This is a genomic window from Pseudarthrobacter sp. C1 (assembly GCF_034720455.1).
In the GTDB taxonomy this organism is placed as follows: Bacteria; Actinomycetota; Actinomycetes; order Actinomycetales; family Micrococcaceae; genus Arthrobacter.
This window is the reverse complement of sequence record NZ_JAYESK010000008.1, coordinates 153,390-179,285: the sequence shown is the minus strand read 5'-3', so window position 1 is coordinate 179,285 and position 25,896 is coordinate 153,390. Positions and strand designations below refer to the sequence as shown.

Here is a 25,896-nt window from a genome sequence, read left to right as displayed (position 1 = left end):
AGGAATGTCCCTCGCCGGGCAGTACCTTGTGCTGCAGTTGCTGATTGTCCTGGCCGTGCTGGTGGCGGTGGTGGCCATCTCGCTTGCCCAGTCCGCTGCCGCCTTTGAACGGACTGAAGGCCGCAGGGCCCTCTCGGCCGCGGAAGCGCTCGGCAACAATCCTGCGGTGCGGGCGCTGCTGCCGGACGCCGAGCCGCGTGTCGGTTCAGCGCTTCCCGCTGTAGCCGAGTCGGTTCGCACCGTCTCGGGCTCGTCCCATGTCACGCTCGCGAAGCTGGACCGCACGGTGGTTGCGGCGTCGGATCCGAGCCTGCTGGGGGAGCCGCTGGAACTGGGCGCCAGCAGGGTCATGGAAGGGCGCGCCTGGACCGGTGTGGTGGACCAAGGCGGCAACGCCGTCCTGTCCGCGCACGTTCCGGTCCTCGATGATGCTGGAAAGATGATCGGGATTGCCGCCATCGGCCGCAACTATCCGTCCACCCTTGAACGGCTGGGCGACGCCGTCCCCAACCTCCTGACGTACCTCGGCGTAGCCAGCGTCCTGGGAGTGGCGGGGTCCCTGCTGCTCTCCCGCCGGGTCAAGCGGCAGACCTTGGGCATGGAGCCCAGCGAGATCACCGGGCTGGTGGAAAACCGGGAGGCGATGCTGCACGGCCTGAAGGAAGGCGTGGTGGCGCTGGACCCCAATGAGCGCATCACGGTAGCGAACGACAGTGCGCGGGAACTCCTTGGGCTGCCGCCGGACTGCGTGGGCAGGAAGCTCGGATCCCTTCCCGTGGACCCGGCGCTCAAGGTGGTCCTGACCCGTGAGCAGCCGGACCCGGACCAGCTGGTCCTGGTGGGGGAGCGGCTGGTGGTGCTCAACCGTGTTCCCATCCGGTCCCGCGGCCGGGACATCGGCTCGGTCACTACCCTCCGGGACCGGACGGAGCTGTCCTCCCTCGAACGTGAGCTCGGTGCCACCCGGACCGCCACGGACACGCTGCGTGCCCAGGCCCACGAGTTCGCCAACCAGCTGCACGTCATCTCCGGCCTGATCCAGATCGGCGAATACGATTCCGTGGTGCAGTTCGTCAACGGCGCCACAGTGGACCGGACCAGGCTGAACGACGAAGTGACCAGCCGGATCCAGGACCCTGCGCTCGCCGCACTGCTGATTGCCAAGTCCAGCCTCGCCACGGAACGCGGAGTGGCGCTGCAGCTTGACCCGGCGTCCGCCCTGGGACCGGTCAGCGACGAACTGTCCCGCGACCTCACCACGGTGGTGGGGAACCTGGTGGACAACGCGTTCGACGCCGTGACGGGACTTCCGGAGGCCGCCGTCAGGGTGCTGGTGGAGGACGGCAAGGACCACGTCATCGTCACGGTGCGGGACACCGGACCGGGCGTTCCGGGCGACGCCGTGGAGGACATCTTCCGCCAGGGGTTTTCCACCAAGGAGGCGGGCCCGGCCGAGGGCCGCGGATTCGGGCTGGCCCTCTCGAGGGTGGTCTGCCGGCGCTCCGGCGGGGACCTCACGGTGGCCAACGACAACGGAGCAGTCTTCACCGCACGGCTGAGGAAAGGGGCAGTGAAGCCATGATCAACGTGCTGATCGTCGATGACGACTTCATGGTGGCGAAGGTCCACGCCGGCTTCATCCAGCGGACGCCGGGCTTCGCCGTGGTGGGCGTGGCCCACACCGGTGCACGGGCATTGCTCGAAACGGAACGGCTGCAGCCGGACCTGGTGCTGCTGGACATCCACCTGCCGGACATCAACGGGCTGGAGCTCATGCACCGGCTGCGGGAGGTGGCCCCCGAGCTCGACGTGCTGGTGATCAGCGCCGCCCGGGAAGTGGAGACCGTCCGCAAGGCCCTCCGCGGGGGCATTGTGCACTACCTCATCAAGCCGTTTTCCCAGTCGGACCTCCAGGAGCGGCTGGAGCACTACCGGAGCGCCTACCATGGCCTGGACTCGGCCAAGGATGTGGCCGAGCAGTCGGACGTCAACCGCGTCTTCGGCCTGGACCGCACGGAGCGGCCGCTTCCCAAGGGCTGCAGCATCGAAACGCTCAAGCTCGTGGAGGCCACCCTCAACGCCGCCGAAGGTGACCTTTCCGCGGCCGAGGTCGCGGAGCAGCTGGGAACCTCCCGCGTCAGCGCCCGCCGCTACCTGGAATACCTGCACGACGAGGGGACGCTGGAAGTCAGGCTCAAGTACGGCGTGGGCCGTCCGGAGCGGCGTTACGTCCTGAAAGGCAGGTAGCCCGGCCCCGGGGATGCGCCGGGTTCAGCGCAGCAGGGTGTCCAGCAGCCGCGCGGCAACCCGGGCGGTCCTGCCATCGATATCAAATTCCGGGTTCAGCTCGGCGATGTCGAGATGCAGCAGCTTCCCCGACCCCGCCACCTGCCGGCACACTGCGCTGATGACGGGCAGCGGCACGCCGAACGCTGCGGGTGCACTCACGCCCGGCGCCACCGCGGCCGGCAGCACGTCAAGGTCGATGGTCAGGTACAGCACGTCGATGCCGGCCAGGAACCCCGCCACGAAGTCCCGGACGCGCTCTGCCCCGCAGTCCTCGTCCGGCAGGTACTGGACGCCCAGCTCCCGGGCAGTATCGAAGAGGGCGCGCGTGTTGTTGGGTTCGGAAATTCCGACGACGGCGTAGCGGAAGTCGCGCCCGGCGGCGGCTTCCGCGCGGGCCATTTGGAGGAACGGCGTTCCCGAGCTGGGTGCGGGCTCGTCCCGCAGGTCGAAATGGGCGTCCAGGTTCAGGATGCCAAGCCGCTGGCCGCCCTGCACCGCGGCGGACGAGCTGACCCCCAGGTAACTGGCATACGCGGTTTCATGGCCGCCGCCCAGCACCGCGGGGAGTTGCCCGGCGTCGAGCAAAGCAGCGACAGCCCTGCCGGCGCGTTCCTGGCCGGCTTCAAGGGCGCCGCCGGACACCACAACATCCCCTGCGTCGGCCACGGTCCGGTCGAGGTGGAACGCCAGGGGGCCCAGGGCCTGCCGGATGGCTGCCGGCGCGGCCGCCGCGCCGGTGCGGCCCTTGTTCCGGCGCACGCCCTCATCGCTGGCGAAGCCAAGCAGGACGGCCGGTTTTGGCGTGTGGACCGCGCCTTCGCCGCTCGCACCCGCCTCCGCCCCGCCGTCGTAGGGAACCATCGCCTGCCACCAGCGGCGGTGGCTGGCGTCGTCGCCGTCGAACCTGCCCGTCCAGGGCTGGGGCGGGACATCAACGGCAGGTATCGGAGGGGTCATATCCCAAGCTCACCGTAATTGGACAGCTAAAACCAGCAGCGCCGCCGTCGACCTGTCTGGAATCGAAGATCATCAGCGCCTGCCGGCAGCAGGGGCTATTGTGGATCAGTCCCTCCCCGGGGACCGAACCACCTTGCCTGCGCCGAACGGGCGCAAAAAACAGGCCGGAGAACAGCTTTATGTTTGAAGCCCCCAACATCCTGTTTGCCGCCGCCGGCGTCGCAGTGTTCGTGGCCGCAGTGCTCCCCAAGCTGCTGCGCAACATGCCCTTTTCCATGCCGATGGTCTTCCTCGGAGCGGGTATGGCTGCTTTCGCCCTGATCCCCACCCTTCCCGACCCGGACCCCTTGGCGCACAGCGACTTTGCCCTTCATCTCTCGGAAGTGTGCGTGATCATCTCGCTGATGGGCGCCGGACTGGCGCTGGACCGGCCGGTGGGCCGCCAACGCTGGGCCACCACCTGGCGGCTGCTGGGAATCGCGATGCCTCTTTGCATCATTGGGCTCACGCTGCTGGGGCTGTGGTTCCTGGGCCTGGGCCTCGGTGCAGCACTGCTGGTGGCCTCAAGCCTTGCACCCACGGACCCCGTCCTCGCCTCCGAAGTGCAGGTGGGTGAGCCCGCGGACCACGACGACGGAACCGACAAAGAGGACGAGGTGCGCTTTGGCCTCACCTCGGAAGCAGGACTCAACGACGGGCTGGCCTTTCCCTTTGTCTACCTGGCAATCGCCATCAGCATCGTTGGGTCATCCCCGTTGGCGTGGTTCCCGGAGTGGTTCGGCGTGGACGTCCTGTGGCGGCTGGCCGTCGGACTGCTGCTGGGCTTCCTGACCGGAAAGTTGCTGGCACGGATTTTCTTTTCTGCCAGCGCAGACAGCCTGCGGCTGTCCAACCATTCCGAGGGCTTCGTGGCCCTCGCCGCCACGTTCCTGACCTACGGTGCCACGGAGATGGTGGAGGGCTATGGCTTCATCGCCGTCTTTGTCTGCGCTGTGACCATCCGGGCCGCCGAGCACACCCATGGCTACCACCGGGTGCTGCACTCCTACGTGGAGCAACTGGAGCGGCTCCTGACGGTGGTGATCCTGGTCCTGCTGGGCGGTGCGATCGCCCGCGGGCTGCTGGAAGGGATCGGCTGGGCCGAGGTGCTGGTGGCACTGGCATTCCTGCTGGTGATCCGCCCCCTGGCGGGCTGGGTGGGGCTGCTGGGCGGCAAGACCGGCCCGCGGGAGCGGATTGCGCTCTCCTTCTTCGGGATCCGGGGGATCGGCTCGCTGTACTACCTGTCCTATGCGCTGGGCAAAGGAAAGTTCGCTGACCAGGCGGAATGGCTCTGGGCGTTCGTGGGGCTGGTGGTGGCGCTGTCGATCGTGGTCCACGGCGCCACCACCTCACCGCTGATGAACAGGCTGGACAGGCTCCGCGAGAAGAAGGCCCGCGCAGTGTCCGGTGATGAGGGGCTGGCCCCCAACACCCCCGTGTAGGTCGGCGCAGCGCCGTGCGGGGGGTGTGGGTTCCTGCCCGGGCAGCCGCGCTACATCCCCAGGGCGGCCTCGATGGGGCCGACGGCGAAGAACAGCAGGAAGGCAGCCGCCACGGCCCACATCAGCGGGTGGATCTCCTTGACGCGTCCCTGCACGGTGCGGATCAGCACGAAGGCGATAAACCCGGCGCCCAGGCCGTTGGCGATGGAGTAGGTGAACGGCATCAGCGTGAAGGTCAGGAACGCCGGGATCGCAATGCCCCAGTCCTGCCAGTCGATCTTCCCCACCTGGGACACCATCATGAAGCCCACCACCACCAGAGCCGGGGCCACGGCCTCGAAGGGCACCAGGTTGATCAGGGGGGTGAAGAACATCGCCACCAGGAACAGGAGTCCGGTAACGATCGAGGCAATGCCCGTCCGCGCGCCTTCGCCAATGCCGGCGCCGGCTTCCACGTAGATCTGGTTGGAGGACACCGAGGCGCCGCCGCCCACGATGGCGCCGAGGGCGTCCACCTGGAGGACGCGGTCCACGTCGGGGATGTTGCCGTGTTCATCCACGGTGCCTGCCTCGTTGGCCAGGCCCACCATGGTTCCCATGGCGTCGAAGAAGATGCTGAGCAGGATCACGAACGCCAGCAGCGTGGCTGCCACGAAGCCGAGGTGCTCAAAGGCTCCCAAGGGGTTCGCCTTGCCAATCAGGGACAGGTCCGGGGCGGCCCATCCCGTGAATTTGGGCGCCACCAGGGACCAGCCCTGCGGGTTGAAGGTCTTGCCGTCGAAGCTTGGTCCGATGTGCAGGGTCATCTCCAGGAGCACGGAGATGACGGTGGAGGTGATAATGCCGATCAGGATGGCGCCCTTGACCTTCCGGACCACCAGGGCGATGGTCAGGACCAGGCCGAACACGAACACTGCCGTGGGCCAGCCCAGGAGCTTGCCGTCGAAGCCAAGTCCAACGGGCACGGTGGTGCCGGCCACGTCGGGGATGCGGCGGACGAAGCCCGCATTGACCAGCCCGATGAGCGCGATGAACAGCCCGATGCCCACCACGATGGCCGTCTTGAGTCCGTCCGGTACTGCCTTGAAGACGGCGGTGCGGAACCCGGTGAGGACCAGGATGAGCATGGTCACGCCGGACAGGACCACCAGGCCCATCATGTCCGGCCAGGTCAGTCCCGGATTGGTGGCAACGGTGACGGCGACGAAGGCGTTGACGCCCAGGCCCGTGGCCAGCGCGAAGGGGTGCTTTGCCCAGGCGCCCATCAGGATGGTGAGGAGGCCCGCCACGAAGGCCGTCACGGCGGCGACTGCGGTGAACCCCAACGTGGTGCCGCTGGAGTCCGGGCCGGAGAGGATCAGGGGGTTCAGCACCACGATGTAGCTCATGGCGAAGAATGTGGCGAAGCCGCCGCGGATCTCGCGGGAAAGGTTGGAACCGCGTTCGGTGACCATGAAGTACCGGTCCAGGGCAGAGCCTTGCTTAAGCATTTGTCCTCCGGGGGAGTCTGTGGGGATACCTGAATCCTATGGGGGCGGCGGCCGGGCGGCAGGCAATTTCGCCTAGTCTGTAAGGAAGCCAACACAAGGAGCCCCCCAGCATGCGTCCCGTCCGCCGCCGAATCCTGACCTTTGGGCTCGGATTCCTCGTTTCCGCCGCCGCCGTGCTGGGCGTTGCCGGTCCCGCCGCCGCGCATGATGCAGCCGAGTCCACCAGCCCCGCCCAGGGCGCCTCGGTCACCGCGCCTCCGGAACAGGTTTCGGTCACGTTCAACAAGAACCCGCTTGGGATTGGCGCGTCCATCTCCGTCAAGGACGCCGCCGGCGCCGAGTGGGCAGAAGGTCCCGTGGAGATCGTGGACAACGTGGCGTCCCGGAAGGTCAGGGCGGGAGCCGCGGCCGGGCAGTACACCGTTGCATGGCGCGTGGTCAGTTCGGACTCGCACCCCATCGAGGGGACGTTTGTTTTTACGGCCGCTTCCGCCGCGCCGGGCACGTCACCGGCGGCAAGTCCGACGGCGGCCGGTACAGTTCCTGCCACCGCTCCGGCCGCTGGCAACGCCCCCGCCATGGGGACCGCCAGGCCCGGAACCACCGCCGAACCAGCGGACCCGGCGGACGCGGGGGAGCCGTTCCAGTGGAGCATCGTCATTTTCGCCGCCGTCGCGGCGGGGCTGCTGGCCACCCTTGCCGTCCTCGCCCGGCGCAGGCTCACGGCGGGCACGGACGAGGAGGGCTGACGGGCGCCGGCGGGGGCCTTGGCGGGCGCTAGCAGGGCAGGGCCGCGAAGCTCCCGGTGCCCGGAAAGGCAACGCGGTCCGGATGCACTTTGGCGGAAATCGCCTGGCCCACGGTCTTGGCCTGGCGCAGGACCTCTTTGGGCGACGGCGTGATGAGCTCGCCCACGCCCACCAGATAAATGCCGATTGCCCGCATGGCAGCGGTGAGGTTGCGGCCCACGGCGATCCCGAAATCGTTGATCATGCGCCGCAACTGGCTGTGCGCGCAGCGGGTAAGGACAATATGGTCCGCCACCAGGATGCCCGAAGGGGTGTGGACTTCCCACCGCGGAGCGGCGGTTCCCGTCGCAGTCCCGGCCAGCATGGTCAACTGGACGGCGCGGGTAGTGTGCCGCACGTCCACGGCGTGGCTGGCGGCGTAATTGCGCAGGTGCCGCAGGATCTCGTTCCGTTCACGAAGGGTGACGGAGTCCGCCGCGTCGCAGCGTTGAAGCGAAGCTGTGTTGGCCGGCTGTGCGGCGCCAAGGATGTCCAGTCCGTCCACCACTATCGAGTCCACCCCGCGGCGGCACAGTTCGGCGGCCACGGCAAGGCCGGACAGGCCCGTGCCAATGATCACAGTGGTGGTCTGCTCGGTCCCGGCATTCCCAGGCATGCTTGACACTACAGGTTCCCTCCTTCGAAGTTTCGGCAGGTGCAGGCGTCCTCGCCCGCGCGCGTCCCGTTACCCCCAAAGTCCGGCCGCAGTACGTTGGCGGGCACCCTGACGGAAAGAGGCAGTAGGCGTCCCGGACCAACAATGTCCTGAAGACTACAGAACATTTCCTGCGGTGGATAGCCCAAGCCGAAAACACTTTCCTGCCGGTTGAAGGCGCTTTCCCGGACGCCCTGGAGTTCCTGTGGATAACCGGACCTTCCGGGCCATGGACAGGCTTGCTATGGCAGGGGCGACGGAGAATAGTGGGAAGCGGAAGCAGGCCTTTCTTCCCAGCTCAGGCCGGGGTAAGGGTGCGCGGGGAACGGTCCGGTTTCTGGCAGAATAGCCGCAACATCAGGCAGTATCGCGAGGAGGCGGCCCCATGGGCGCACCAGAGTTGCATCCGGACCCTCAGGACGGCGGCAGCACTGCTGCTCCCGAGGGAATCGTTGTTGGCGTGGACGGGTCGGACCACGGCCAGTGCGCGCTTGTATGGGCCGCGCGCGAGGCCCGGCGCCGGCGCCGTCCGCTGCATATCGTCACCGCGTACTCCGTACCGATCTTCGCCGCGTCGGGCCTCGACGGCGGCTATGCAACCGTGGACGATTCGGTGATCCGCGAGGGCGCCGAGGCGGTGGCCAAGCAGGCCCTGGACAAGATCTCCACCTACGACATCGATGTCACCGCGTCCGTGGAGAACGGCGATGCCTCCGGCGTGCTGCTGGAGATGTCCAGGACTGCCGAGCTCCTGGTGTTTGGCACCCGCGGACGGGGCGGATTCGTGGGCAGGCTCCTCGGCTCGGTGAGCAGCGCCCTGCCCGCCCACGCCAAATGCCCCACCGTGACGGTCCCGCTGATCTGCGCGGACCGGCTGGGCGAGACCACCGAGGACAGGCGCATCAAAGCCGAGCAGGCCAAAGCCGGGCACCAGCGCGTGGAGAACGTGGTGGTGGTGGGTGTTGACGGCTCGGAGCAGGCACGGGTGGCCGTCCTGGAGGCGGCAGAGGAGGCAGAACGCATGGGCGCCACGCTGCGCGTCGTCTGCGCCGTCCCGCAGTACAGCGGCTCGCTGGCATGGGTGCCGGCCCCCATGGACCGCAAGGCCCTCTTTGCCGACATCCAGGTGACCCTGGACGCCGGCATGGCCTGGCTGCGCAGCCACTTCCCCAATCTCCATGCCGAATCAGAGCTGAAGGACGGCTCGCCGGTTGACGTCCTCGTCGAGGAGAGCCGGCATGTGGAACTTGTGGTTGTGGGTACCCGCGGCCGGGGCGGCTTCACGGGGATGCTCCTGGGCTCAACGTCCGACGGCATACTCCACCATGCCAAGGGCCCCGTCATGGTGGTGCCGGACCGAGAGGACCGCCGCCTGGCGGACCGTGCCAAGTTCGGACCGGTTCTCGGCTCATCCTGACGAGATCCTGCTGCCAGGAGCTTCGCGATGGCTGCCGACCCATCAGGAACGGCCGGGCAGGGACCCGGCCAACAGTCCGGGGACACCGCCCCTGCCTTGATCCTTCGCCTCAGCCAGGTGGACGGGAGCATGCTTCCACAGGTCGGAGGCAAGGCAGCCAACCTCGGTGAGCTGATAGCAGCCGGGTTGCCCGTGCCGGACGGGTTCTGCCTGACCACAGCGGCCTACCGGGAGGCCACCAGGACCGTGCAGGACGGCGCGCTCGCAGAGCTGGGCAGGCTCCAGGCTGTCCTTCCCCCGGGAACGCCCGGCGGGACCACGGAACTTGCCGGGATGGCCGGCAAAGCACGCGAGTCCATCCGCGCCACCCCGGTTCCGCCGCGGATCGTTGCCGCCGTCGAGCAGGCATATGAGGCGCTGGGAAAAGCGGTTCCGGTGGCGGTAAGGTCCTCCGCCACGGCAGAGGACCTTCCGTTCGCGAGCTTCGCCGGCCAGCAGGACACCTACCTGAATGTCATAGACATCGGCGCCGTCCTTGAGGCCGTGCGGGACTGTTGGGCATCCCTCTGGACAGACCGGGCAGTGGCCTACCGGGCCGCGCTGGGGATCAAGCCGCACGAAGTAGCCCTCGCCGTCGTGGTCCAGCGGATGGTTGACGCCCGGGCCGCCGGAGTGATGTTCACGGCCAATCCACTGACCGGCAGGCGCCGGGAAGCTGTCATCGATGCTGCCCCGGGGCTCGGCGAAGCGGTGGTTTCCGGAGCGGTCAATCCGGACCACTATGTTGTGGACACCGAAATGTCCCGGGTCCTCGAGCGGAAACTGGGGGATAAACGCCTCATCGCCCGGCCCCTTCCCGGCGGCGGAACCGAGGTACGGGACATGCCGGGCCAAGCGGACGCAGCCAGCCTTACCGACGAACAGGCCATTGGGCTTGCAGCCCTGGGCATGCAGGCTGAAAGGCACTTCGGTTCGCCGCAGGACACCGAATGGGCCATCGACACCGGCGGGGCGCTCTGGCTGACGCAGTCGAGGCCCATCACCACACTTTTCCCGGTGCCGGAACGCCAGTCCGGAGGTGGAGGAACCAGGGTGTACTTGTGCTTCAGCCTCGCCCAGGGCCTCACCCGCCCCCTCACTCCCATGGGCCTGGCTTCACTGCGGCTCGTTGCCTCCTCCGTGGCCAAAGCCGCAGGGTTCGCAGTCCCGGACCCCCGGCGCGGTCCACCACCGTATGCGGAGGCAGCCCAGCGCCTCTACTTCGATCTCACAACGCCGGTCAGGAGCAGCGTGGGGCGGCGGCTCCTTCCACGGGTCTTCGACGTCATGGAAGCCAGGTCCGCCATGGTGCTGCGACAGGTCTTTGCGGACCCCCGGTTTTCGGTAACGCGCAAGACCCCGCTCGGACTCCTGCGCCATGTCCTGCCGGCAGCGGTGCGGGCCCGCGTCCCCGAGGCCGTGCTCCGGGGACTGTTCCGGCCCAAGGCGGCGCTGCGCCGGCTGGACCGCTTCACCCGGCAATTCGCCGAGGATCTCGAATTGGAGGCCGGGGCGGGACCCCTTCAGCGGCTCGACCATGCGGAGCGGCTCCTGGGCGGCCGGCTCTTTGCGGTGGTTCCCGCCATCCTGCCCTTGGCCGCGTTGGGATTCGCCATGCTGTGGCTGGCCGGAAAGCTCCTCGGCGGCCGGGACCGCTGGAAGGACCTGGAGAAGGTGCTTCGGGGCCTGCCGCGGAACGTGACCACGGAGATGGACCTGGACCTGTGGCGGCTTGCATCAGCAATCAGGGACGACCGCGAGTCACGCACGGCCTTGGCGGAAGGGCAGCCATCCGAACTGGCGGCGGAGTTCAGGGCGGGCAACCTCCCTGTCGTCCTGCACGCGGGCCTGGTGCGGTTCCTCGACCGCTACGGGCAGCGGGCCGTGGCCGAAATCGATGTGGGCATGCCCCGGTGGTCGGATGATCCCACGCACATCCTGGGTGTCCTTGCCAACTACCTGCGCCTCACTGATCCCGGCATGGCGCCGGACGTGCAGTTCAGCAGGGCGAGCGCCGAGGCAGAGGCCCAGGTGGAGCGCCTGGTTGCCGAGGCCCGGAGCCGCGGCAGGGTGCGCGCGCTGCTGGTTGCTGCCGCACTGCGCCGCACCAGGCTCTTCGCCGGGCTGCGGGAACTGCCCAAGTACCAGCTGGTCCTGGGCCTCGCCGAAGTACGCAGGCAGGTGGCCCACGTGGGAGCTGTGCTGGCATCCGCCGGCCAGTTGGAGCACCCGGACGATGTCTTCTTCCTCGATTTCGAGGAAGTCCGGCGTGCCCTGGACAGCGGGGACGCGAATGCAGCCAGCCAGCCGCGAAAGCTGCCCGGACTCGTCCTGGAACGGCGCGCCGCCTACGCCGGCGAACTTGGCCGGCGGCACGTCCCCAGGGTCCTGCTTTCGGACGGAACCGAGCCCGAAGTACTCCATGCTGCGGCTGCCGGAGCGGCCGCCGGGGCCGGGAACGGCGCGCTGTCCGGCAGCCCCGCATCAGCGGGCTCGGCCACCGGTCCCGCCCGGGTAATTTTGGACCCCATGGGTGCCCGCCTTGAACCCGGGGAGATCCTGGTGGCGCCGTCCACCGACCCCGGATGGACCCCCTTGTTCCTGACTGCCGGCGGCCTGGTGATGGAAATGGGCGGGCCCAACTCGCACGGTGCCGTGGTGGCCCGGGAGTACGGCATTCCCGCCGTGGTGGGGGTTGCGGAGGCCACCTCGCGGCTCGCCACCGGACAAAGAATAACGGTCGACGGCGGCGCTGGAACCGTCGTGCCCGCCTAGCCCCCTGCGGGCCGCCCGGCACGTGTAGGGAGCGTTCCTGAGGCGTACCCTTGGATTATGGGCTCCAAGGACGGAGACGGCCGGACAATGAGCGGCCGGTATGCGCTACCCGGACGCGGCGAGGTCGCGGGACGCGGCATGAACCGGTCCGTTCTGCGCTGGGTTCCTGCCGCGGCCGTCCCTGCAGTGATCGCGGCTGGGGTGCTGGTGGGATCCTTCCCGGCACGGGCCGGCGATCCCCTTCCTGAGAAGACCCCGGCCGAAGTGATCGCCCTGCTCGGTTCCCACACCGCGCACACTTTTTCGGGCACACTGGAACAGTCCTCGGACCTGGGGCTGCCGGAGTTGCCGGCAACCGGTCCCGCGTCCGGGCCCGCCTCGGCCGGCGGGCCCGCCTCGGCCGGCGGGGCAGCGTCCGCGATCGAGTTCCTTACCGGCCGCCACACTGCACGGGTCTTCGTGGACGGCAAGGACAAAGCACGCGTCCAGGTAGTGGACCGGCTCGCGGAACGGGACATCATCCGGCGCGGCAGTGACGTCTGGTTCTACTCGTCCAAGGACAATACTGCGGCGCACCTGGCACTGCCGGCCCATGCCAGCGACCTGCCGATGATGGACCCTGGCCATCAGCTTCCTGGCACTTCCCCCACTGATCATGTCCCGGACGGGATGCCCGTTCCGAAAACACCCCAGGAACTGGCAGGGAAATTCCTTGCCGCGGCGGACAGCTCAACTGCCGTGACAATCGGCCCTGACCTCAACGTTGCAGGCCGGCGCGCATACAACCTCGTCCTCGAGCCGCGCACGGAGGGAACACTTGTTGGCAAGGTAGCCATCGCCGTCGACGGGGAGAACGGCATGCCGCTCTCCGTGAAGGTCACCGCGCGCGGCGCGGAGGCGCCGGCGTTCAGCGCCGGATTCACCAGCCTCTCCCTGGAAGCCCCTGATGACGCCCTCTTCAGCTTCGTCCCGCCGCCGGGCAGCACGGTGAAGGAACTGCAGCCCCCGCATCCCACGCGCTGGCCACTCAGCTCCGGGTTGCCCGGCAACCCCGGAATGCGCCTCACCCCGGACCAGCTCGCCGCCGATGTCCAGGGCAAGGCCCGGCCCTACCTGACGGGGTCGGGCTGGGAGACCGTGGTGAAACTTCCGGCAGGAACCGAAGCCGGAACAACCCTTAGCCAGGTGCTGGCGCAGAATCCGGTGCTGGCCCAGGCCGCCGTCGTTGTTCCTGGCGGGCGGGTGCTCTCCACTGCACTGTTCACCGTCCTGCTCACCGACGACGGCCGCATCTATGCGGGCATGGTTCCGGCGGGCACACTGCAAGCCGCATCCTCGGCCCCGTGACGGGCGCATCAGGGCTTCGTGGACCCTGGGCGTACGGCCTGACCATCGAAACACGGGGATTGACAAAGCATTTCGGCCAGCAGGTAGCCGTGGACAGCCTGGATCTTGCCGTGCCGCCTGGTGCCGTCTTTGGCTTCCTGGGGCCCAATGGCTCCGGAAAGACAACCACCATACGGATGCTGCTGGGCCTCGCGGCCGCTTCCGCCGGCACGGTCAAACTGCTCGGAAAGGAGATGCCGGGCAGTTTCCAGGATGTCCTGCCGCGCGTTGGGGCGCTCGTGGAGGGGCCGGCCTTCTACCCGTTCCTGTCCGGAACGGCGAACCTGCACCGGCTCGATGCCGCAGGCCGGCACGCCGACCCCGCAACGCGAAAGGCAAGGGTGGGCACGGCGCTGAAACGGGTAGGGCTCAGCCATGCCGCCGGCAAGCGTGTCCATGCCTATTCGCTGGGCATGAAACAACGGCTGGGGATCGCCAACGCCCTGCTGTCGCCCCGCGAACTGCTGGTGCTGGATGAGCCCACCAACGGCCTGGACCCACAGGGCACACGGGAAGTGCGGAACCTGGTACGGTCCCTGGCAGCTGACGGAACCACCGTTTTCGTCTCCAGCCACCTGCTGGCCGAGGTGGAACAGATCTGTACCCATGCCGCCGTCATGAGTGCGGGCAGGCTCGTTGCCCAGGGTCCCCTTTCGGACCTGCGCCGGTCAGGCAGTTCGCGCATGCGCCTGGTGACCCCGGACGCGGGCCAGGCATCCACCGTCCTGGTCCGGCTGGGGCTGGCCCCGGAGGAAGGACCGCCCCAGCCGGACGGGCAGGTGCTGACGGCCGACCTTGCCCGCAACGGCATCGGAGCGGCACACCCTGCCCCGGAGGAGCTGGTGGCCGCGCTGGTGCAGGCGGGCGTCCGGGTCCGCGGCTTTGCGGTGGAACGGGAGAGCCTCGAGGACCGGTTTGTCGCCTTGACCGGGGAGGGGTTCGATGTTGCCCAGTAGCGTGCCGGACCAGGACGTGCCGGACCAGGACCTGGAAACGTCCGCCGGGGCCCCGGCGCCCCCGCGCGGAGCCGGCTGGTCTCTCCTCGGCTCGGAAATCGCGGTGCTGTTCCGGCGCCGGCGAACCTGGGCCCTGCTGCTGGCACTGGCCGCCATCCCGGTCCTGATTGCGGTGGCCGTCCGGGTCTCCTCGGCGGTTCCCCCAGGGCGGGGTTCGGCCTTCCTGGACCGCATTACGCAGAACGGCCTGTTCGTGGCGTTCACCGCCATGCTGGTGTCCGTCCCGCTTTTCCTGCCGCTCACGGTCGGGGTGGTGGCGGGCGACACCATCGCAGGCGAGGCAAACCTGGGAACGCTCAGGTACCTGCTGGTTGCCCCGACGGGCCGTGTCCGGCTGCTCCTGGTGAAATACGCCGGCGCGCTGGCCTTCTGCCTCACTGCGCCGGTCACGGTGGCCCTTGCCGGGGCCGCCATCGGGGCAGCGCTTTTCCCTGTGGGGCCGGTGACCCTGCTGTCAGGGGACGTCATCCAGCCTTCGGAGGCCGCGCTCCGCCTCCTCCTGATCGCCGCATACCTGGCTGTCTCCCTGGCCGGGCTGTCCGCGATTGGGTTGTTCCTGTCCACCCTCACCGTGGTTCCGGTGGGTGCCATGGCCGCCACGGTGGTGATCTCCGTGGTGTCCCAGGTCCTCGACCAACTGCCACAGCTCGAATGGCTGCACCCGTGGCTCTTCAGCCACTACTGGCTGGGCTTCGGGGACCTGCTCCGCCAGCCCGTACTGTGGGACTCGTTCGCCAGCAACGCACTGCTGCAGGCGGGATACGTGGCCGTGTTCGGCGCGCTCGCCTACGGCCGGTTCGTCACCAAGGACGTCCTGAGCTGAACTGCGCGCCTTTGGTGGCGGCCGGCCTAGTAGCGCGCGGCGTACGGGTAGAGCTGCATCCCGGCCATGGCGCTGAGCTGGGTCACCCCGATGCCCTCCTGCGGGTTCAGCGCGTGGACCACCTGCCCGTTCCCCAGGTAAATGGCTACATGGTAGAAGTTCGACGGCGAGCCCCACACCAGCAGGTCCCCGCGCCGTGCCTGGGAGAGGGGTACGTGCGTGGAGGCGGATGCGTACTGCTGCGCGGCCGTGCGCGGAAGGTTCTTTCCGGCGGCGGCGAACGCCGCCTGCACCAGGCCTGAGCAGTCAAAACCGTAGGGGCCGGTTCCGCCCCATTGGTAATAGTAGGGCGCGCCTACCTTCCCCAGGGCGGCCGAGATGGCCGCCTCATAGGTTCCTCCGCCAAGGGACGGGGCGGGTGCCGGGGCGGGGGCGGGCACCGCGGGGGCTGGAGCCGGGGCGGGCGCCGGTGCAGCAGGCGGGGCGGGCGCAGGCGCTGGAGCCGGCGCAGCGGGCGGGGCGGGCGGGGCGGGCGCCGGCGCTGGCGCTGGAGCCGCCGCGGGCGGGGGAGCCGCGGGAGCGGGAAGTGCCGGTGCCGCCGGTGCTGCAGCGGCAGGCCGGTCGCCCGCGGTGGTCCGCTGCTCCGGGGCTGCCGCCTCTGCCGCCGCTTTTTCGGCCGAAGCCGCCAGTGCCGCCAGCCGGGCCTCTTCCCGTTGCCGGTCCAGGGCGTCCACCCGGGCCGATTCCAGTGCCACAGTGGTGTTCCGGAGTTGGGCCAGCTGGTCCACCAGGACAGTGCGCTGTGCCTTGGCGTCCGCCACTGCCTTGGCGGAGGCTGCGTTGGCTTCGTCAGCCTGGGACTTCCGGGTTTCGGCTGTTCGGGCTGCCTCGTCCGCGGCCTTTGTGGCTTCTTCTGCTGCCGCGGTCAGGGAACGTGTTGCTTCGGCGGCGGCGTCTGCAGCCTCAAAGGCCCGGCTCCGGCTGGCCGAGAGCGCCTGGAGGGTGGCTGCCTGCTGAAGGGTTTCTCCGCCGCCGCTGGCCAGCGTGCCAAGCGTGGGGTTCAGGCCGCCGTTGCGGTAGAGGTCGCCGGCCAGCTGCCCCACCTGCCTGCGGGTTTTGTCCTGCTGCCCCTGCGCCGTCGCAGCCCTGGCTGACGCCGCTGCCGCTGTGGAGCTGCGCTGCTGCAGCTCCACAAGGGCTTCGCTGTAAGCGTTGTTGGCCTGCATCGCCACGGCAAAAGCGGCCTGCCGGGACTCAGCGGCGGAGCCAAGGATCCGTTCGATCACTGCCACCTGGTCCGCGGCGGCGGCCTCGTTTGATTTCGCTGCGGCGATGTCGTCCGCCGAGGGGACTTCCGGCGAGGCCGGGATGGAAAAAGAGGGCCGTTGCGGGGCGGGCAGCGCGCCTGCGGGCGCTGCCGCAGTCCCCACCATCACGACGGCGGCACAAACCACGGCGGACTTGCCCAGGGTAGTGCGCAGCGACTTGCGAAAGGAATTGTTTGAAACCATCTGCAGGAACCTCGAAGCGGTAGGGCTGGAGGTCCTGGTGGAGGCACAACAGTGCCCCTCTGATGCCCGCCAGCAGTCCGAGGTTACGCGACCCCTTGCACTTTGGCAACAAGAGTCACATCACTAACATAAAACACATCAGTGTCATTTGACCGGACCCGCGGAACGGCGTGTCGCGTCGGACGTTCCGGTTAACCCGGCGGCATGGCTTGGCTAGGCGTGCTGATGGGCCTCGTGCTCGGAATGCGTGGCGGGTTCCAGCTGGAAGGTGCAGTGGTCCGTGTCGAAGTGCGAGCCCAGGCAGGTGACCAGCTTGTCCAGAAGCTGGTCCGCGCCGCGTGCGTTGAGCACCCCGTCCTCCACCACCACATGCGCGGAAAAGACCGGAACGCCGGATGTGATGGTCCAGATGTGGATGTCGTGCACGTCCGTGACGCCTTCGACGGAAAGGATGTGCTCACGGATCATCTGTACTTCCACCCCCTTGGGGCTGGCCTCCAGAAGCACATCCACCACGTCGCGGAGCAGGGACCAGGCCCGAGGCAGGATCAGCAGGGCGATCACCACGGAAGCGATGGTGTCCGCGGCCTGGAAGCCGGTCACCATGATCACCACGGCGGCAGCAATGACAGCGAAGGATCCCAGCAGGTCACCCAGCACTTCCAGGTAGGCGCCGCGCACGTTGAGGCTCTCCTGGTGGGCGCCGTGCAGGATCAGGAGGGAGGCCACGTTTGCTGCCGCGCCGAGGATGGCGGCGAAAAGCATGATGTTGGTCTGCACTTCCGGCGCCGCGCCGATCCGGCGCACCGCTTCGGTGAAGATGACAACGGAGATCACCACCAGGATCAATGCGTTGGCCAGTGCGGCAAGCACCTCTGCTCGCTGGTAGCCATAGGTTCTCTGGTCGCTGGCAGGCCGTCCCGCTATCCACGCGGCCAGCAGGGCGATTGTCACGCCCGCCGCGTCAGAGAGCATATGGCCCGCATCGGCCAGCAGGGACAACGATCCGGAAAGGACGGCGCCCACCACCTGGACCAGGACCACGGCGAGCGTGATCACCAGGACAGCCACCAGCCGTTTCCGGTGCCGGCCGGTCGCGGTGATTCCGTGGGTGTGGCTGTGGTCGTGTCCCATGCCTACAAGGCTAGCCCCAGCCGAGCTCGTGCAGCCGGTGGTCATCTATCCCGAAGTGGTGGGCGATTTCGTGCACCACTGTCACCGCAACTTCGTGGATGACGTCCTCCCGTGAGGAGCAGATCTCCAGGATGGGTTCGCGGTAGATGGTGATCCTGTCCGGAAGCGAGCCGGCGTCCCACCAGGAATCACGTTCGGTCAGCGGCACGCCTTCGTAGAGCCCCAGCAGGACCGTGTCCGGGTCCTCTCCGGGTTTTGGCACGTAGTCGTCCTCGATGAAGACCGCCACGTTGTCCATGGCGGCCGCCAGCTTCTCCGGGATGCTGTCCAGGGCGTCCTGGACGGCGGCCTCGAACTCGTCCTCGGGCATGGTGAAGCGAAGGGGCTCGCTGGGGCCTTCAGGAACGGTCGGCAGTCCCGGCGGCAGGCTGGCTGGCATACCTGGATTCTAGCGGGAAGCGGACGGCCCGGCCCCGCGTGCAGCCTTGCTCCTGCGCCGGGTCAGACCCACGCCAACCAGGCAGACCAGTCCGCCAACCAGGCCCAGGACGCCGGGAATTTCACCGAGCAGCAGCCAGGAAATCAGGATGGTGGTTCCGGGCACCAGGTACGTGGTGGCGGCCAGCTTCCCCGCATCCACCAGTGAGAGCGCGTACGCCCAGGTGGTGAAGGCGATCGCTGTTGGAAAGACGCCAAGGTAGGCGAGGCCCCAGGTTGCCTGCGGCGGCGCGGCCTGGACCTCGGCTATGAGCTGGCCGGTAAAGGGCAGGCAACACACCGCGCCCACAAGGATCCCGAACCAGGTGGCTTGTGCTGCAGGAAACTTCCGCAGCACCGGCTTCTGGATGATGACGCTGACTGCGGCGAGCACGGCGGCAAGGAGGCATAGCAGCACGCCTGCCACGTCCGCCGTCGTGCGTTCCCCCGGCGCGGAAGCCTGGCCGGAGCCGAAGGCGATCAACGCCACCCCGGCGAAGGCAACCAGGCTCCCGATGAGCAGCCACCGCGGGAAGCCTTCCTTGAGGAAAATGCCGGCCATGATGGCCACCAGGATGGGGTTGACGTTGATCAGCAGGGCGCTGGTGCCGGCATCAAGGATGTGCTCTGCGGCGTTCAGCGCCACGTTGTACCCACCGAACCACATCACTCCGTAGGCGAGGATGGGCCACCACTCCCTTCCCCGGGGCAGCAGCCTGCTCTTCAGCAGTTGGGGGAGGACCAGCAGGGCCAGTACGACGGCGGCAATCACCAGCCGGCCGAGTGTCAGGGAGCCGGGGGAAAAGTGTGGGCCTATCGCCCGGATACCCACAAAGGCCGATGCCCAAAGGACTACGGTCACCACCATGGCGGCCACTCCGAGAGCCTTCACCCGGGCGGCGGCGGCTTGGGGAGGTGCAGTGGCGGCAGGGCTGGCGGGGCTGGTTGAAGGCATGAAGCAAATCTAGCCGCGGGCAGGCAGCACTGGCTGGCGGAAATCGGCCATGTCTGGGCAACTTCCTGCCAAAAAGGCGGGCAGCCGTGCAGCCCCGCGACACGGCGCCTCGGCTAGGATGCGGTTTATGGTCTCAAGCCCGGCTCCACCCCGCGATTCTGCACGCCTTGCCAGGAAGGTGACCTGGATCGTCCTCGCGCTGATCGTGGCGGGCTGTGCTGCCTGGTACTCGGTACTGACGCTGGGGAAGTCACCGGAATCCGCCTCCCAGCCAGGCGGCTCCCAACAGCTGGTCCGGACGGACAGCCACCGGTTGACCAGCCCGGCGGTGGAGAAGGCGCAGCTCGTGGAATTCCTTGATTTCGAATGCCCGTCCTGTGGCTCCATCCATCCGGTGGTGGAGGAATTCAAGGCAGAGTTCGGCGACAGGATCACGTTCGTCCACCGGCACTTCCCCCTGTCGGCCCACCCGAATTCGGGGCAGGCGGCCCTTGCTGCCGAGGCCGCCGGCCAGCAGGGGCAGTACCAGCAGATGGCCGACAGGCTGTTCGAAACCCAGTCCCAGTGGGCCGGGAACCAGCAGTCCCAGGCCCCCCTCTTCCGCACCTACGCCGAGCAGTTGGGGCTGGACCTTTCCCGCTTCGATGCCGCCGTCGCCGACCCCGGGACGGAGGAGCGCATCCTGGCCGACGTTGCGGACGGCAAGGCGCTCGGCGTGACTGGAACGCCCACCTTTTTCCTGGACGGCGAAAAGCTCACGCTCACCACCAAGGCCGATTTCCGGCAGAAGCTCGCGGACGCCGTCAAGTAGGACCCGCTCGGCCGGGCCTACCGTGAGCCCGCCCATTCCAGCAGGCGTTCCACCGGCCAGGTGGTGATGATGCGGTCGGCGGGGACCCCGTTCCGCTCGGCACGCTCCGCGCCGTACTGCAGGAAATCCAGCTGGCCCGGCGCGTGGGCATCGCTGTCGATCGAGAACAAGCAGCCGGCCTCGAGCGCCAGCTGGATCAGCGCGTCCGGCGGATCCTGCCGTTCCGGCCGTGAGTTGATCTCGACTGCCACGTTGTGTTCAGCGCAGGCGGCGAACACCTCCTTGGCATCGAAGTCCGACGGCGGCCGCGTCCCCCGGGACCCCTCGACGAGGCGCCCCGTGCAGTGGCCAAGGATGTTGGTGTGCGGATCCTGGATGCCGCCGAGCATCCGCCGGGTCATGGTCCGGCTGTCCGCGCGGAGCTTTGAATGGACGCTGGCCACCACGATGTCCAGGCGGTCCAGCAGCTCCGGTTCCTGGTCCAGGTCCCCGGACTCCAGGATGTCCACCTCGATGCCGGCCAGCAACCGCACTGGGTCCGCCGCCCGGGCCTCATCGACCGCGGTGCGGATGCCGTCGTTGATCGCGTCCACCACGTCCAGTTGCTGCAGGAGGCGCTCCGCCGAGAGCCCGTTCGCGATAGTGAGGTTGGGGGAGTGGTCCGTCAGGGCAAGGTATTCCCTGCCCAGCACCCCGGCGGCCGCCACCATCAGCTCGATCGGGGAGCCGCCGTCGGACCATTCACTGTGGCTGTGCAGGTCGCCCCGCAGGGCGTCCCGGATGGAGGCCCCGGCGGAAGCCAGCGGCCGGGCGCCCTTCTCGCGGAGGTCGGCGAGATAGTCCGGGACCTCTCCCTCTACCGCCTGCCGGATCACCTGGTACGTCCGGTCGCCGATGCCCTTCATCGACTTCAGCCGGCCGTTGCGCGCACGCTCGGCCACTTCCTCCGGCGGCACCGGGCTGATGGCCGCTGCCGCCTTGCGGAACGCCTGGACCTTGAAGGTGGCGGCGCGTTCGCGCTCCAGCCAGAAGGCAATCTCGTTGAGCGCTGCTACGGGATCCATCCGTCCATCTTGGCCCGTCCAGCCCGCCCGGCGGCGGTGTTTTGGCCGATTTTGGATAATTCCTGCCTAGGCCCTATAGTTTTAGAGTCCAGTTCGGAGAAACGCAAAGGACAAAGACGGAAAGCCTCGCTTGACGCCTTTTATTTTGTTCCGAACGGGTTCTGGCCCCCATCGTCTAGCGGCCTAGGACACCGCCCTTTCACGGCGGCGGCACGGGTTCGAATCCCGTTGGGGGTACGCAAGGAACTGGTCAGGCAGGCAGAAAATGTCTGGTAGGCTGGAAGCCTTGAAAAAAGCGGTAGAGATACTGCGGAAGCAAGAAACGCAAGGCCCTGTAGCGCAGTTGGTTAGCGCGCCGCCCTGTCACGGCGGAGGTCGCGGGTTCAAGTCCCGTCAGGGTCGCTCTGATTGTTGGAAGCAATTCCGGCTCTCATGGTGACTAGTCACCTAGGCTCTGTAGCTCAGTTGGTAGAGCGTTCGACTGAAAATCGAAAGGTCACCGGATCGACGCCGGTCGGAGCCACCACTGGGAAGCATCAGTTCTTCGGAACTGGTGCTTTTCTGCTTAACGGCTGCCCCTTAACGCTTGCCGCGATGTTCCACCCTTGACCTGATGTTCCCGGCCCCGTCCGCGGGCCCCCGCGGGGCCTGCCTTCTGCCGTAAGCCCCGGGCAAGGGATAGGGTTGGGAGCAACAGAAGGGGGAGTGCCTGATGGAATACCAGAACCCACAACCCGAGGCGGCCGTCCAGGGCCGCGCCGTGCCGGCCCCGGCGTCCGCGCTGGGCCGCACCGTGATCTCCGAAACAGCAGTGGCCAAGGTGGCGGGGATCGCCGCCCGTGCCGTCCCCGGGGTCTATTCCCTGGGGTCCGGACCGTCACGCGCACTGGGCGCCATCCGGGACGCCGTCGGCAGTTCGGACCATGCTGCCGGGGTGCATGCGGAAGTCGGCGAAACCCAGGTGGCCGTGGACATCAGCCTGGTGGCAAGCTACGGGACTCCCCTCCACTCCCTCGCAGACCAGGTCCGGGCCTCCGTCTACCGCGCAGTGGAGGAACTGGTGGGACTCCAGGTCATCGAGGTCAACGTGGAGGTCACTGACGTCTACGTGCCGCCGCCCGTAAAGCCAACTACCCCCGGCCCTACCGAAAGGGAGGCACTGCTGTGAACCTCACCGTAGCCGGTATGGCGATGGGCGCGTTCGTCGCCTTCATGTCCCTGCAGTTCGGCCTGTGGGGCTTCCTTATATCCCTGCTCTTCATGGCGGTCGGGGCGCTGCTGGGCCGTGCCGCGGAGGGCAAGCTGGACCTGCGCGGCGTGCTGGATGCCATCATCGGCCGGCGCTCATCCTCATGAGTTCGCCCGCGCCGGCCGTGCGGGCGCAGGTGCTCAACGGCCACAACCGGATCAGTACGCAGGCCCTGACAAGCCTCGCGAAGGCGGCCGCCGCCCAGGCCCTGGGCGTCGACGCCCAGGACGTCAGGGCGGACTGGGCTGACGACGACGGCCTGCTGGCACTGTCCCTCGTCGCGCCGATCAGCGCACCGCCGCTGCGGGCGGCAGCCCTCGACCCCAACCGGGTGGAGGCCTTCGGAGGCTCCATCTGGGACCGTGGCGTCAGCGCCAAAGCCCACATCCTTGCTACCGTGGCCGAGCTCAGCGGCGCACAGCTGAGCCGGGTGGATATCAGGATCAGCGGCGTCAGGATCAGCCAAGGGGGGCGGGTCCAGTGAACCGAACCCGGCAGGGGAGCAGCGCTGAAGCTTCGAACCCGCAGTCACGCGTCCGCAGGGCAAACGGGCCGGACATGGTCCGGATTTTGCGGCGGGAAACCCATTCATCACGGGCAGCGATGGCAACTGTCGCCGCCGTCGTCGTCATGGTGCTGGCCGCGTACGGACTCCTGGAAGCTGCCGTGCACGTTATTGGCGAGCCTCCGTGGCTCATCGATCCCCAAGCGGCGGCACAGCGCATCGTTGCCCTGCCCGCAGGGATTTCCCCGCTGCTGCTGGGCGCGATCGGTGCCGTGCTGGCGATGGTTGGCCTGGTCTTCTTCCTCAACGGAGTACTGCCCGGACGGCGTGCCAGGCACCTTCTGGTGCCCGGCGGACGTGCCGGGGCCGGACCGGCTGTGGTGGTGGATGATGAGGTCATCGCCTCCTCGTTGGCCCGGCGGGCCCGCCTGGCCGCCAACGTGACACCCGAGCAGGTGATGGTGGTGGTCTCGCAGCGGCAGGTTGTGGTGAATGTCCGGCCAACGTCCGGCGTGCCCGTCCGGGAGGAAAGCGTGCTCGCCGCGGTCCAGGACGAGCTCAACGCAATGGGGCTCGATCCCGCACCCGGGGTTCGCATTAACGTGGCGCCGTCCGGGGTGATCGGGGCATGAACAGCACGCCGAGCCTCCTCAACAGGATCCTGCTCGCTGTCCTGGGCCTTAAGTTGCTGGCCATAGGAGTGCTGTTGATGCTGCTGGCAGCGGTGCCGGCGGTCGGGCCGTGGTGGCACTCCTGGTCCGCGGGCCTTTGGGACACAGCCAACAGCGCCTTCAACGCCACCCGTCTCCCTGGCCGTTCGGAGAGCTGGCTGTGGATTGTGGTGGCCTTGGCCCTCCTCCTGCTGATCGGCCTTATGGTTGCCTGGATCGCGCAGCAGGGCAAGGGCCGTTCCAACCTGCTGGCTGCCGAGTACGATCCCGGCGACGTTCCCGGAGACGTCCGGATCAGCGGGGGAGTGGCTGAGCAAGCCCTCAAGCAGGCCCTCGCCGGCCGGCCGGACCTGGCCGGTTCCACTGTGGTCACCTATGACGTCAAGGGGTCCCCGGCCTTGAAAGTGCGGCTCCTACCCCGGCAGGGCGTGGCACCGCACCTGCTCGCAGCTGAGGTGGCGGAACTGCTGGATTCCCTTGAAGCCGTGGTGGGCAGGAAGATTCCTGTCCTCATCCACATCGGCGCCGGGGCGCGGACGCGCTTCGGCAGGGCCGAGCGCGTCCGCTGAAAGACTAGTTCCGGGTGAGGTAGACGGCGCAGTCCACGGGCACCTCATCCATTTGGCCCCATTCCGAGGCCGGCTCCGTGCCGCTGGACAGCTCCACGGAATAGCCCTCAGGGATGGGCGCGGAGGCAAAGCCCATGTTGGCCAGGACCAGCACATCTCCGTTGTGGAAGCCCAGCAGGCCGCTTTCCGGAGCGTGGACCTCGGCCCATTCAAGGGAACCCTTGCCCAGGTTCCGGGCGGACCGGAACGCCAGTGCAGCCCGGTACAGCTCCAGCGTGGAGCCTTCCTCGATTTCCTGCTGGTCCGCTGCGAGCGGACCGAAGCTTTCGGGCTGCGGAAGCCAGGGCGGGGCCGCTTCGCCCTGGAAGGACTGTGAGAAGCCATAACCAGGTAGTTCCGCCACCCAGGGCAGCGGGACCCGGCAGCCGTCGCGGCCGGTTTCTGCCCCCTGCGTCCGGAAAAAGGTAGGGTCCTGGCGGGCCTCCGGGGGGAGCGTGGTGTGCTCAGGGAGCCCCAGTTCCTCGCCCTGGTACAGGTAGGCGGAACCCGGCAGCGCCAGCTCCACCAGGGTGGCCGCCCGGGCCCGGGCCAGTCCAAGGGCGGCATCCGGCTGCTCATCGTCCGCTGCGATGCCCTTGGGAAAGGTGGTGGGATCCTTGAGGCCGAACCGGGTGGAATGGCGGACGGTGTCGTGGTTGCTCAGCACCCAGGTGCACGGTGCCCCCACGGCTGCGGCGGCCTTTAAGGATGCGTCGATCGCCTCTGACATTCGTTCTGCATCCCACCCGGCCATCAGGAAGTCGAAGTTGAAGGCCTGCTGCATTTCGTCCGGCCGGACGTAAAGCGCCAGCCGTTCCGCGGGTTCCACCCAGGCTTCGGCCACCATCATCCGGTCGCTGCCGTACTCCGACAGGACGCGGTGCCAGTCACGGTAAATCGCGTGCACGCCGTCCTGGTCGAAGAAGGGCGACGGCGGATAAACGGGAGATACGGCGCGGTGGGGTTCTTCGGCATTGGTATGTGCGCCGGGCGCATCGCCTGGCAGCGACGGTTCCCTGTGCACCTCCACTTTGCCCTCAGCCGAGGTGCCTTCAACCATTGCCGCCACCCCGTCCCAGTCGGGCAGGCCGGCCTCCTTGACCATGCCGTGCGCAACGTCCACCCGGAAACCGTCCGCTCCGCGGTCCAGCCAGAAGCGGAGTACGGAGCGCATCTCCTCCTGCACTTCCTGGTTGTCCCAGTTCAGGTCCGGCTGCTTCGTGTCGAACAGGTGGAGGTACCACTCGCCCGGGGAGCCGTCCGCTTCGGTGATCCGGGTCCAGGCCGGTCCTCCGAAAATCGATTTCCAGTTGTTCGGTGCCCGGTTGCCGTCGCCGGATCCGGGTACTTCGTCCTTTCCGGGGCGAAAGATGTAACGGTCGCGTTCAGGGGATCCCGGCGGCGCAGCGAGGGCCTCCCGGAACCACGCGTGTTCGTCAGAGGTGTGGTTGGGGACCAGGTCAACGATGACCTTCATGCCCCGCCGGTGAGTTTCATGCAACATCGCATCGAAGTCCGCCAGGGACCCGAACAGGGGGTCAACCTGGCGGTAATCGGCCACGTCATAGCCGCCGTCGGCCTGCGGTGACTTGTAGAAGGGGGACAGCCAGATTGCATCCACGCCCAGCCGTTCCAGGTAGGGCAAGCGGTCCATCACCCCGCGCAAATCGCCCATGCCGTCGCCGTTGCCGTCCGCGAAAGACCGGGGGTAGATCTGGTAGACGACGGCGTCAGTCCACCATTCATGGGAAGCGTCGGAGGCAGGAACGGCCGGGTTGGACATTTGGTTCCT

24 protein-coding genes and 3 tRNA genes are annotated in these 25,896 nt (G+C 68.0%); 18 read left to right on the top strand and 9 right to left on the bottom strand.

All coding sequences use genetic code 11. The features are described 5' to 3' along the window. Nucleotides 1-4: 4 nt before the first annotated feature. The gene (locus tag U7114_RS14715) at nucleotides 5-1,582 is read left to right on the top strand and encodes a sensor histidine kinase (protein ID WP_323057799.1); all 1,578 of its coding nucleotides are present in this window, start codon (nucleotides 5-7) and stop codon (nucleotides 1,580-1,582) included. Next, the gene (locus U7114_RS14710) at nucleotides 1,579-2,247 is read left to right on the top strand and encodes a response regulator (RefSeq protein ID WP_323057765.1); all 669 of its coding nucleotides are present in this window, start codon (nucleotides 1,579-1,581) and stop codon (nucleotides 2,245-2,247) included. The genes U7114_RS14715 and U7114_RS14710 overlap by 4 nt, the downstream gene beginning before the upstream one ends. Nucleotides 2,248-2,271: 24 nt before the next feature. Here U7114_RS14710 and hutG read toward each other — a convergent pair whose 3' ends face one another. Next, nucleotides 2,272-3,246 carry a formimidoylglutamase gene (hutG, locus tag U7114_RS14705; protein ID WP_323057764.1) on the bottom strand — a complete coding sequence of 325 codons (975 nt, stop codon included), beginning with the start codon at nucleotides 3,244-3,246 and terminating at the stop codon, nucleotides 2,272-2,274. Nucleotides 3,247-3,425: 179 nt separating this feature from the next. Between hutG and U7114_RS14700 the strand changes: the two genes are divergently transcribed. Beyond that, complete coding sequence (locus U7114_RS14700) at nucleotides 3,426-4,730, top strand: cation:proton antiporter (RefSeq protein ID WP_323057763.1); 1,305 nt, start codon at nucleotides 3,426-3,428, stop codon at nucleotides 4,728-4,730. A gap of 50 nt (nucleotides 4,731-4,780) precedes the next feature. Here U7114_RS14700 and U7114_RS14695 read toward each other — a convergent pair whose 3' ends face one another. Continuing rightward, nucleotides 4,781-6,220, bottom strand: a complete 1,440-nt coding sequence (locus tag U7114_RS14695) for an NCS2 family permease (RefSeq protein WP_157239444.1) — start codon at nucleotides 6,218-6,220, stop codon at nucleotides 4,781-4,783. 110 nt (nucleotides 6,221-6,330) lie between these two features. Here U7114_RS14695 and U7114_RS14690 point away from each other — a divergent pair, with 110 nt between their 5' ends. Next, a complete protein-coding gene (locus tag U7114_RS14690; RefSeq protein WP_323057762.1) occupies nucleotides 6,331-6,969 on the top strand; it encodes a copper resistance CopC family protein in 639 nt (212 codons plus the stop codon). Nucleotides 6,970-6,997: 28 nt separating this feature from the next. Here the strand turns inward: U7114_RS14690 and U7114_RS14685 are convergent, their stop codons facing one another. Next, nucleotides 6,998-7,624: an FAD-dependent monooxygenase gene (locus tag U7114_RS14685; protein WP_321216333.1), complete on the bottom strand. Its 627-nt coding sequence runs from the start codon at nucleotides 7,622-7,624 to the stop codon at nucleotides 6,998-7,000. 424 nt (nucleotides 7,625-8,048) lie between these two features. Here U7114_RS14685 and U7114_RS14680 point away from each other — a divergent pair, with 424 nt between their 5' ends. From U7114_RS14680 to U7114_RS14660, 5 genes are read left to right on the top strand one after another with little or no spacing between them, the layout of a single operon-like run. After that, nucleotides 8,049-9,080, top strand: a complete 1,032-nt coding sequence (locus U7114_RS14680) for a universal stress protein (RefSeq protein WP_157239440.1) — start codon at nucleotides 8,049-8,051, stop codon at nucleotides 9,078-9,080. Nucleotides 9,081-9,107: 27 nt separating this feature from the next. Continuing rightward, the gene (locus U7114_RS14675; protein WP_323057761.1) at nucleotides 9,108-11,894 is read left to right on the top strand and encodes a PEP/pyruvate-binding domain-containing protein; all 2,787 of its coding nucleotides are present in this window, start codon (nucleotides 9,108-9,110) and stop codon (nucleotides 11,892-11,894) included. A 57-nt stretch (nucleotides 11,895-11,951) separates the two neighbouring features. Then, complete coding sequence (locus tag U7114_RS14670; RefSeq protein ID WP_323057760.1) at nucleotides 11,952-13,241, top strand: hypothetical protein; 1,290 nt, start codon at nucleotides 11,952-11,954, stop codon at nucleotides 13,239-13,241. A 59-nt stretch (nucleotides 13,242-13,300) separates the two neighbouring features. Beyond that, nucleotides 13,301-14,236, top strand: a complete 936-nt coding sequence (locus U7114_RS14665) for an ABC transporter ATP-binding protein (RefSeq protein WP_416235558.1) — start codon at nucleotides 13,301-13,303, stop codon at nucleotides 14,234-14,236. Further along, a complete protein-coding gene (locus U7114_RS14660) occupies nucleotides 14,223-15,119 on the top strand; it encodes an ABC transporter permease (RefSeq protein ID WP_323057759.1) in 897 nt (298 codons plus the stop codon). Before U7114_RS14665 ends, U7114_RS14660 begins: the two co-directional genes overlap by 14 nt. Before the next feature lie 26 nt (nucleotides 15,120-15,145). Here the strand turns inward: U7114_RS14660 and U7114_RS14655 are convergent, their stop codons facing one another. The 4 genes from U7114_RS14655 to U7114_RS14640 form a co-directional block, all read right to left on the bottom strand. Next, entirely contained in the window at nucleotides 15,146-16,630 is a 1,485-nt protein-coding gene (locus U7114_RS14655; RefSeq protein WP_323057758.1) for a C40 family peptidase, read from the bottom strand. 213 nt (nucleotides 16,631-16,843) lie between these two features. Further along, nucleotides 16,844-17,764, bottom strand: coding sequence for a cation diffusion facilitator family transporter (locus tag U7114_RS14650; protein ID WP_157239434.1), 921 nt, complete (start codon nucleotides 17,762-17,764; stop codon nucleotides 16,844-16,846). A 10-nt stretch (nucleotides 17,765-17,774) separates the two neighbouring features. Beyond that, nucleotides 17,775-18,203, bottom strand: coding sequence for a metallopeptidase family protein (locus tag U7114_RS14645; protein ID WP_157239432.1), 429 nt, complete (start codon nucleotides 18,201-18,203; stop codon nucleotides 17,775-17,777). A 9-nt stretch (nucleotides 18,204-18,212) separates the two neighbouring features. Then, the gene (locus U7114_RS14640; RefSeq protein ID WP_323057757.1) at nucleotides 18,213-19,196 is read right to left on the bottom strand and encodes a DMT family transporter; all 984 of its coding nucleotides are present in this window, start codon (nucleotides 19,194-19,196) and stop codon (nucleotides 18,213-18,215) included. A 127-nt stretch (nucleotides 19,197-19,323) separates the two neighbouring features. Between U7114_RS14640 and U7114_RS14635 the strand changes: the two genes are divergently transcribed. Beyond that, nucleotides 19,324-20,007 (top strand): DsbA family protein, encoded by a 684-nt coding sequence (locus U7114_RS14635; protein ID WP_323057756.1) that lies wholly within the window; start codon nucleotides 19,324-19,326, stop codon nucleotides 20,005-20,007. A 17-nt stretch (nucleotides 20,008-20,024) separates the two neighbouring features. Here the strand turns inward: U7114_RS14635 and U7114_RS14630 are convergent, their stop codons facing one another. Next, the gene (locus tag U7114_RS14630) at nucleotides 20,025-21,071 is read right to left on the bottom strand and encodes a PHP domain-containing protein (protein WP_323057755.1); all 1,047 of its coding nucleotides are present in this window, start codon (nucleotides 21,069-21,071) and stop codon (nucleotides 20,025-20,027) included. 164 nt (nucleotides 21,072-21,235) lie between these two features. On the opposite strand from U7114_RS14630, the gene U7114_RS14625 reads away from it, so the two are divergent. The 8 genes from U7114_RS14625 (at nucleotide 21,236) to U7114_RS14590 (ending at nucleotide 24,065) form a co-directional block, all read left to right on the top strand. Then, nucleotides 21,236-21,308: transfer RNA gene (locus tag U7114_RS14625), tRNA-Glu, on the top strand. A gap of 91 nt (nucleotides 21,309-21,399) precedes the next feature. Next, nucleotides 21,400-21,473, top strand: a tRNA-Asp gene (locus tag U7114_RS14620). Nucleotides 21,474-21,521: 48 nt separating this feature from the next. Then, nucleotides 21,522-21,597: transfer RNA gene (locus tag U7114_RS14615), tRNA-Phe, on the top strand. Between the two features lie 186 nt (nucleotides 21,598-21,783). Then, nucleotides 21,784-22,239 (top strand): Asp23/Gls24 family envelope stress response protein, encoded by a 456-nt coding sequence (locus U7114_RS14610; RefSeq protein WP_323057754.1) that lies wholly within the window; start codon nucleotides 21,784-21,786, stop codon nucleotides 22,237-22,239. Further along, complete coding sequence (locus tag U7114_RS14605; RefSeq protein WP_104996645.1) at nucleotides 22,236-22,427, top strand: hypothetical protein; 192 nt, start codon at nucleotides 22,236-22,238, stop codon at nucleotides 22,425-22,427. The genes U7114_RS14610 and U7114_RS14605 overlap by 4 nt, the downstream gene beginning before the upstream one ends. Then, a complete protein-coding gene (locus tag U7114_RS14600; RefSeq protein ID WP_157239424.1) occupies nucleotides 22,424-22,804 on the top strand; it encodes a hypothetical protein in 381 nt (126 codons plus the stop codon). The genes U7114_RS14605 and U7114_RS14600 overlap by 4 nt, the downstream gene beginning before the upstream one ends. Nucleotides 22,805-22,878: 74 nt before the next feature. Next, nucleotides 22,879-23,457: a hypothetical protein gene (locus tag U7114_RS14595; RefSeq protein WP_323057797.1), complete on the top strand. Its 579-nt coding sequence runs from the start codon at nucleotides 22,879-22,881 to the stop codon at nucleotides 23,455-23,457. After that, nucleotides 23,454-24,065, top strand: coding sequence for a hypothetical protein (locus U7114_RS14590; protein WP_323057753.1), 612 nt, complete (start codon nucleotides 23,454-23,456; stop codon nucleotides 24,063-24,065). Before U7114_RS14595 ends, U7114_RS14590 begins: the two co-directional genes overlap by 4 nt. Nucleotides 24,066-24,069: 4 nt before the next feature. Here U7114_RS14590 and U7114_RS14585 read toward each other — a convergent pair whose 3' ends face one another. After that, nucleotides 24,070-25,887 (bottom strand): glycoside hydrolase family 13 protein, encoded by a 1,818-nt coding sequence (locus U7114_RS14585; RefSeq protein WP_323057752.1) that lies wholly within the window; start codon nucleotides 25,885-25,887, stop codon nucleotides 24,070-24,072. Nucleotides 25,888-25,896 lie beyond the last annotated feature (9 nt).

Coding starts and splice junctions, on each gene's coding strand:
- U7114_RS14715 (WP_323057799.1), top strand. CDS start 5: ATGTCCCTCGCCGGGCAGTACCTTGTGCTGCAGTTGCTGATTGTCCTG.
- U7114_RS14710 (WP_323057765.1), top strand. CDS start 1,579: ATGATCAACGTGCTGATCGTCGATGACGACTTCATGGTGGCGAAGGTC.
- hutG (WP_323057764.1), bottom strand. CDS start 3,246: ATGACCCCTCCGATACCTGCCGTTGATGTCCCGCCCCAGCCCTGGACG.
- U7114_RS14700 (WP_323057763.1), top strand. CDS start 3,426: ATGTTTGAAGCCCCCAACATCCTGTTTGCCGCCGCCGGCGTCGCAGTG.
- U7114_RS14695 (WP_157239444.1), bottom strand. CDS start 6,220: ATGCTTAAGCAAGGCTCTGCCCTGGACCGGTACTTCATGGTCACCGAA.
- U7114_RS14690 (WP_323057762.1), top strand. CDS start 6,331: ATGCGTCCCGTCCGCCGCCGAATCCTGACCTTTGGGCTCGGATTCCTC.
- U7114_RS14685 (WP_321216333.1), bottom strand. CDS start 7,624: ATGCCTGGGAATGCCGGGACCGAGCAGACCACCACTGTGATCATTGGC.
- U7114_RS14680 (WP_157239440.1), top strand. CDS start 8,049: ATGGGCGCACCAGAGTTGCATCCGGACCCTCAGGACGGCGGCAGCACT.
- U7114_RS14675 (WP_323057761.1), top strand. CDS start 9,108: ATGGCTGCCGACCCATCAGGAACGGCCGGGCAGGGACCCGGCCAACAG.
- U7114_RS14670 (WP_323057760.1), top strand. CDS start 11,952: ATGGGCTCCAAGGACGGAGACGGCCGGACAATGAGCGGCCGGTATGCG.
- U7114_RS14660 (WP_323057759.1), top strand. CDS start 14,223: ATGTTGCCCAGTAGCGTGCCGGACCAGGACGTGCCGGACCAGGACCTG.
- U7114_RS14655 (WP_323057758.1), bottom strand. CDS start 16,630: ATGGTTTCAAACAATTCCTTTCGCAAGTCGCTGCGCACTACCCTGGGC.
- U7114_RS14650 (WP_157239434.1), bottom strand. CDS start 17,764: ATGGGACACGACCACAGCCACACCCACGGAATCACCGCGACCGGCCGG.
- U7114_RS14645 (WP_157239432.1), bottom strand. CDS start 18,203: ATGCCAGCCAGCCTGCCGCCGGGACTGCCGACCGTTCCTGAAGGCCCC.
- U7114_RS14640 (WP_323057757.1), bottom strand. CDS start 19,196: ATGCCTTCAACCAGCCCCGCCAGCCCTGCCGCCACTGCACCTCCCCAA.
- U7114_RS14635 (WP_323057756.1), top strand. CDS start 19,324: ATGGTCTCAAGCCCGGCTCCACCCCGCGATTCTGCACGCCTTGCCAGG.
- U7114_RS14630 (WP_323057755.1), bottom strand. CDS start 21,071: ATGGATCCCGTAGCAGCGCTCAACGAGATTGCCTTCTGGCTGGAGCGC.
- U7114_RS14610 (WP_323057754.1), top strand. CDS start 21,784: ATGGAATACCAGAACCCACAACCCGAGGCGGCCGTCCAGGGCCGCGCC.
- U7114_RS14600 (WP_157239424.1), top strand. CDS start 22,424: ATGAGTTCGCCCGCGCCGGCCGTGCGGGCGCAGGTGCTCAACGGCCAC.
- U7114_RS14595 (WP_323057797.1), top strand. CDS start 22,879: ATGGTCCGGATTTTGCGGCGGGAAACCCATTCATCACGGGCAGCGATG.
- U7114_RS14590 (WP_323057753.1), top strand. CDS start 23,454: ATGAACAGCACGCCGAGCCTCCTCAACAGGATCCTGCTCGCTGTCCTG.
- U7114_RS14585 (WP_323057752.1), bottom strand. CDS start 25,887: ATGTCCAACCCGGCCGTTCCTGCCTCCGACGCTTCCCATGAATGGTGG.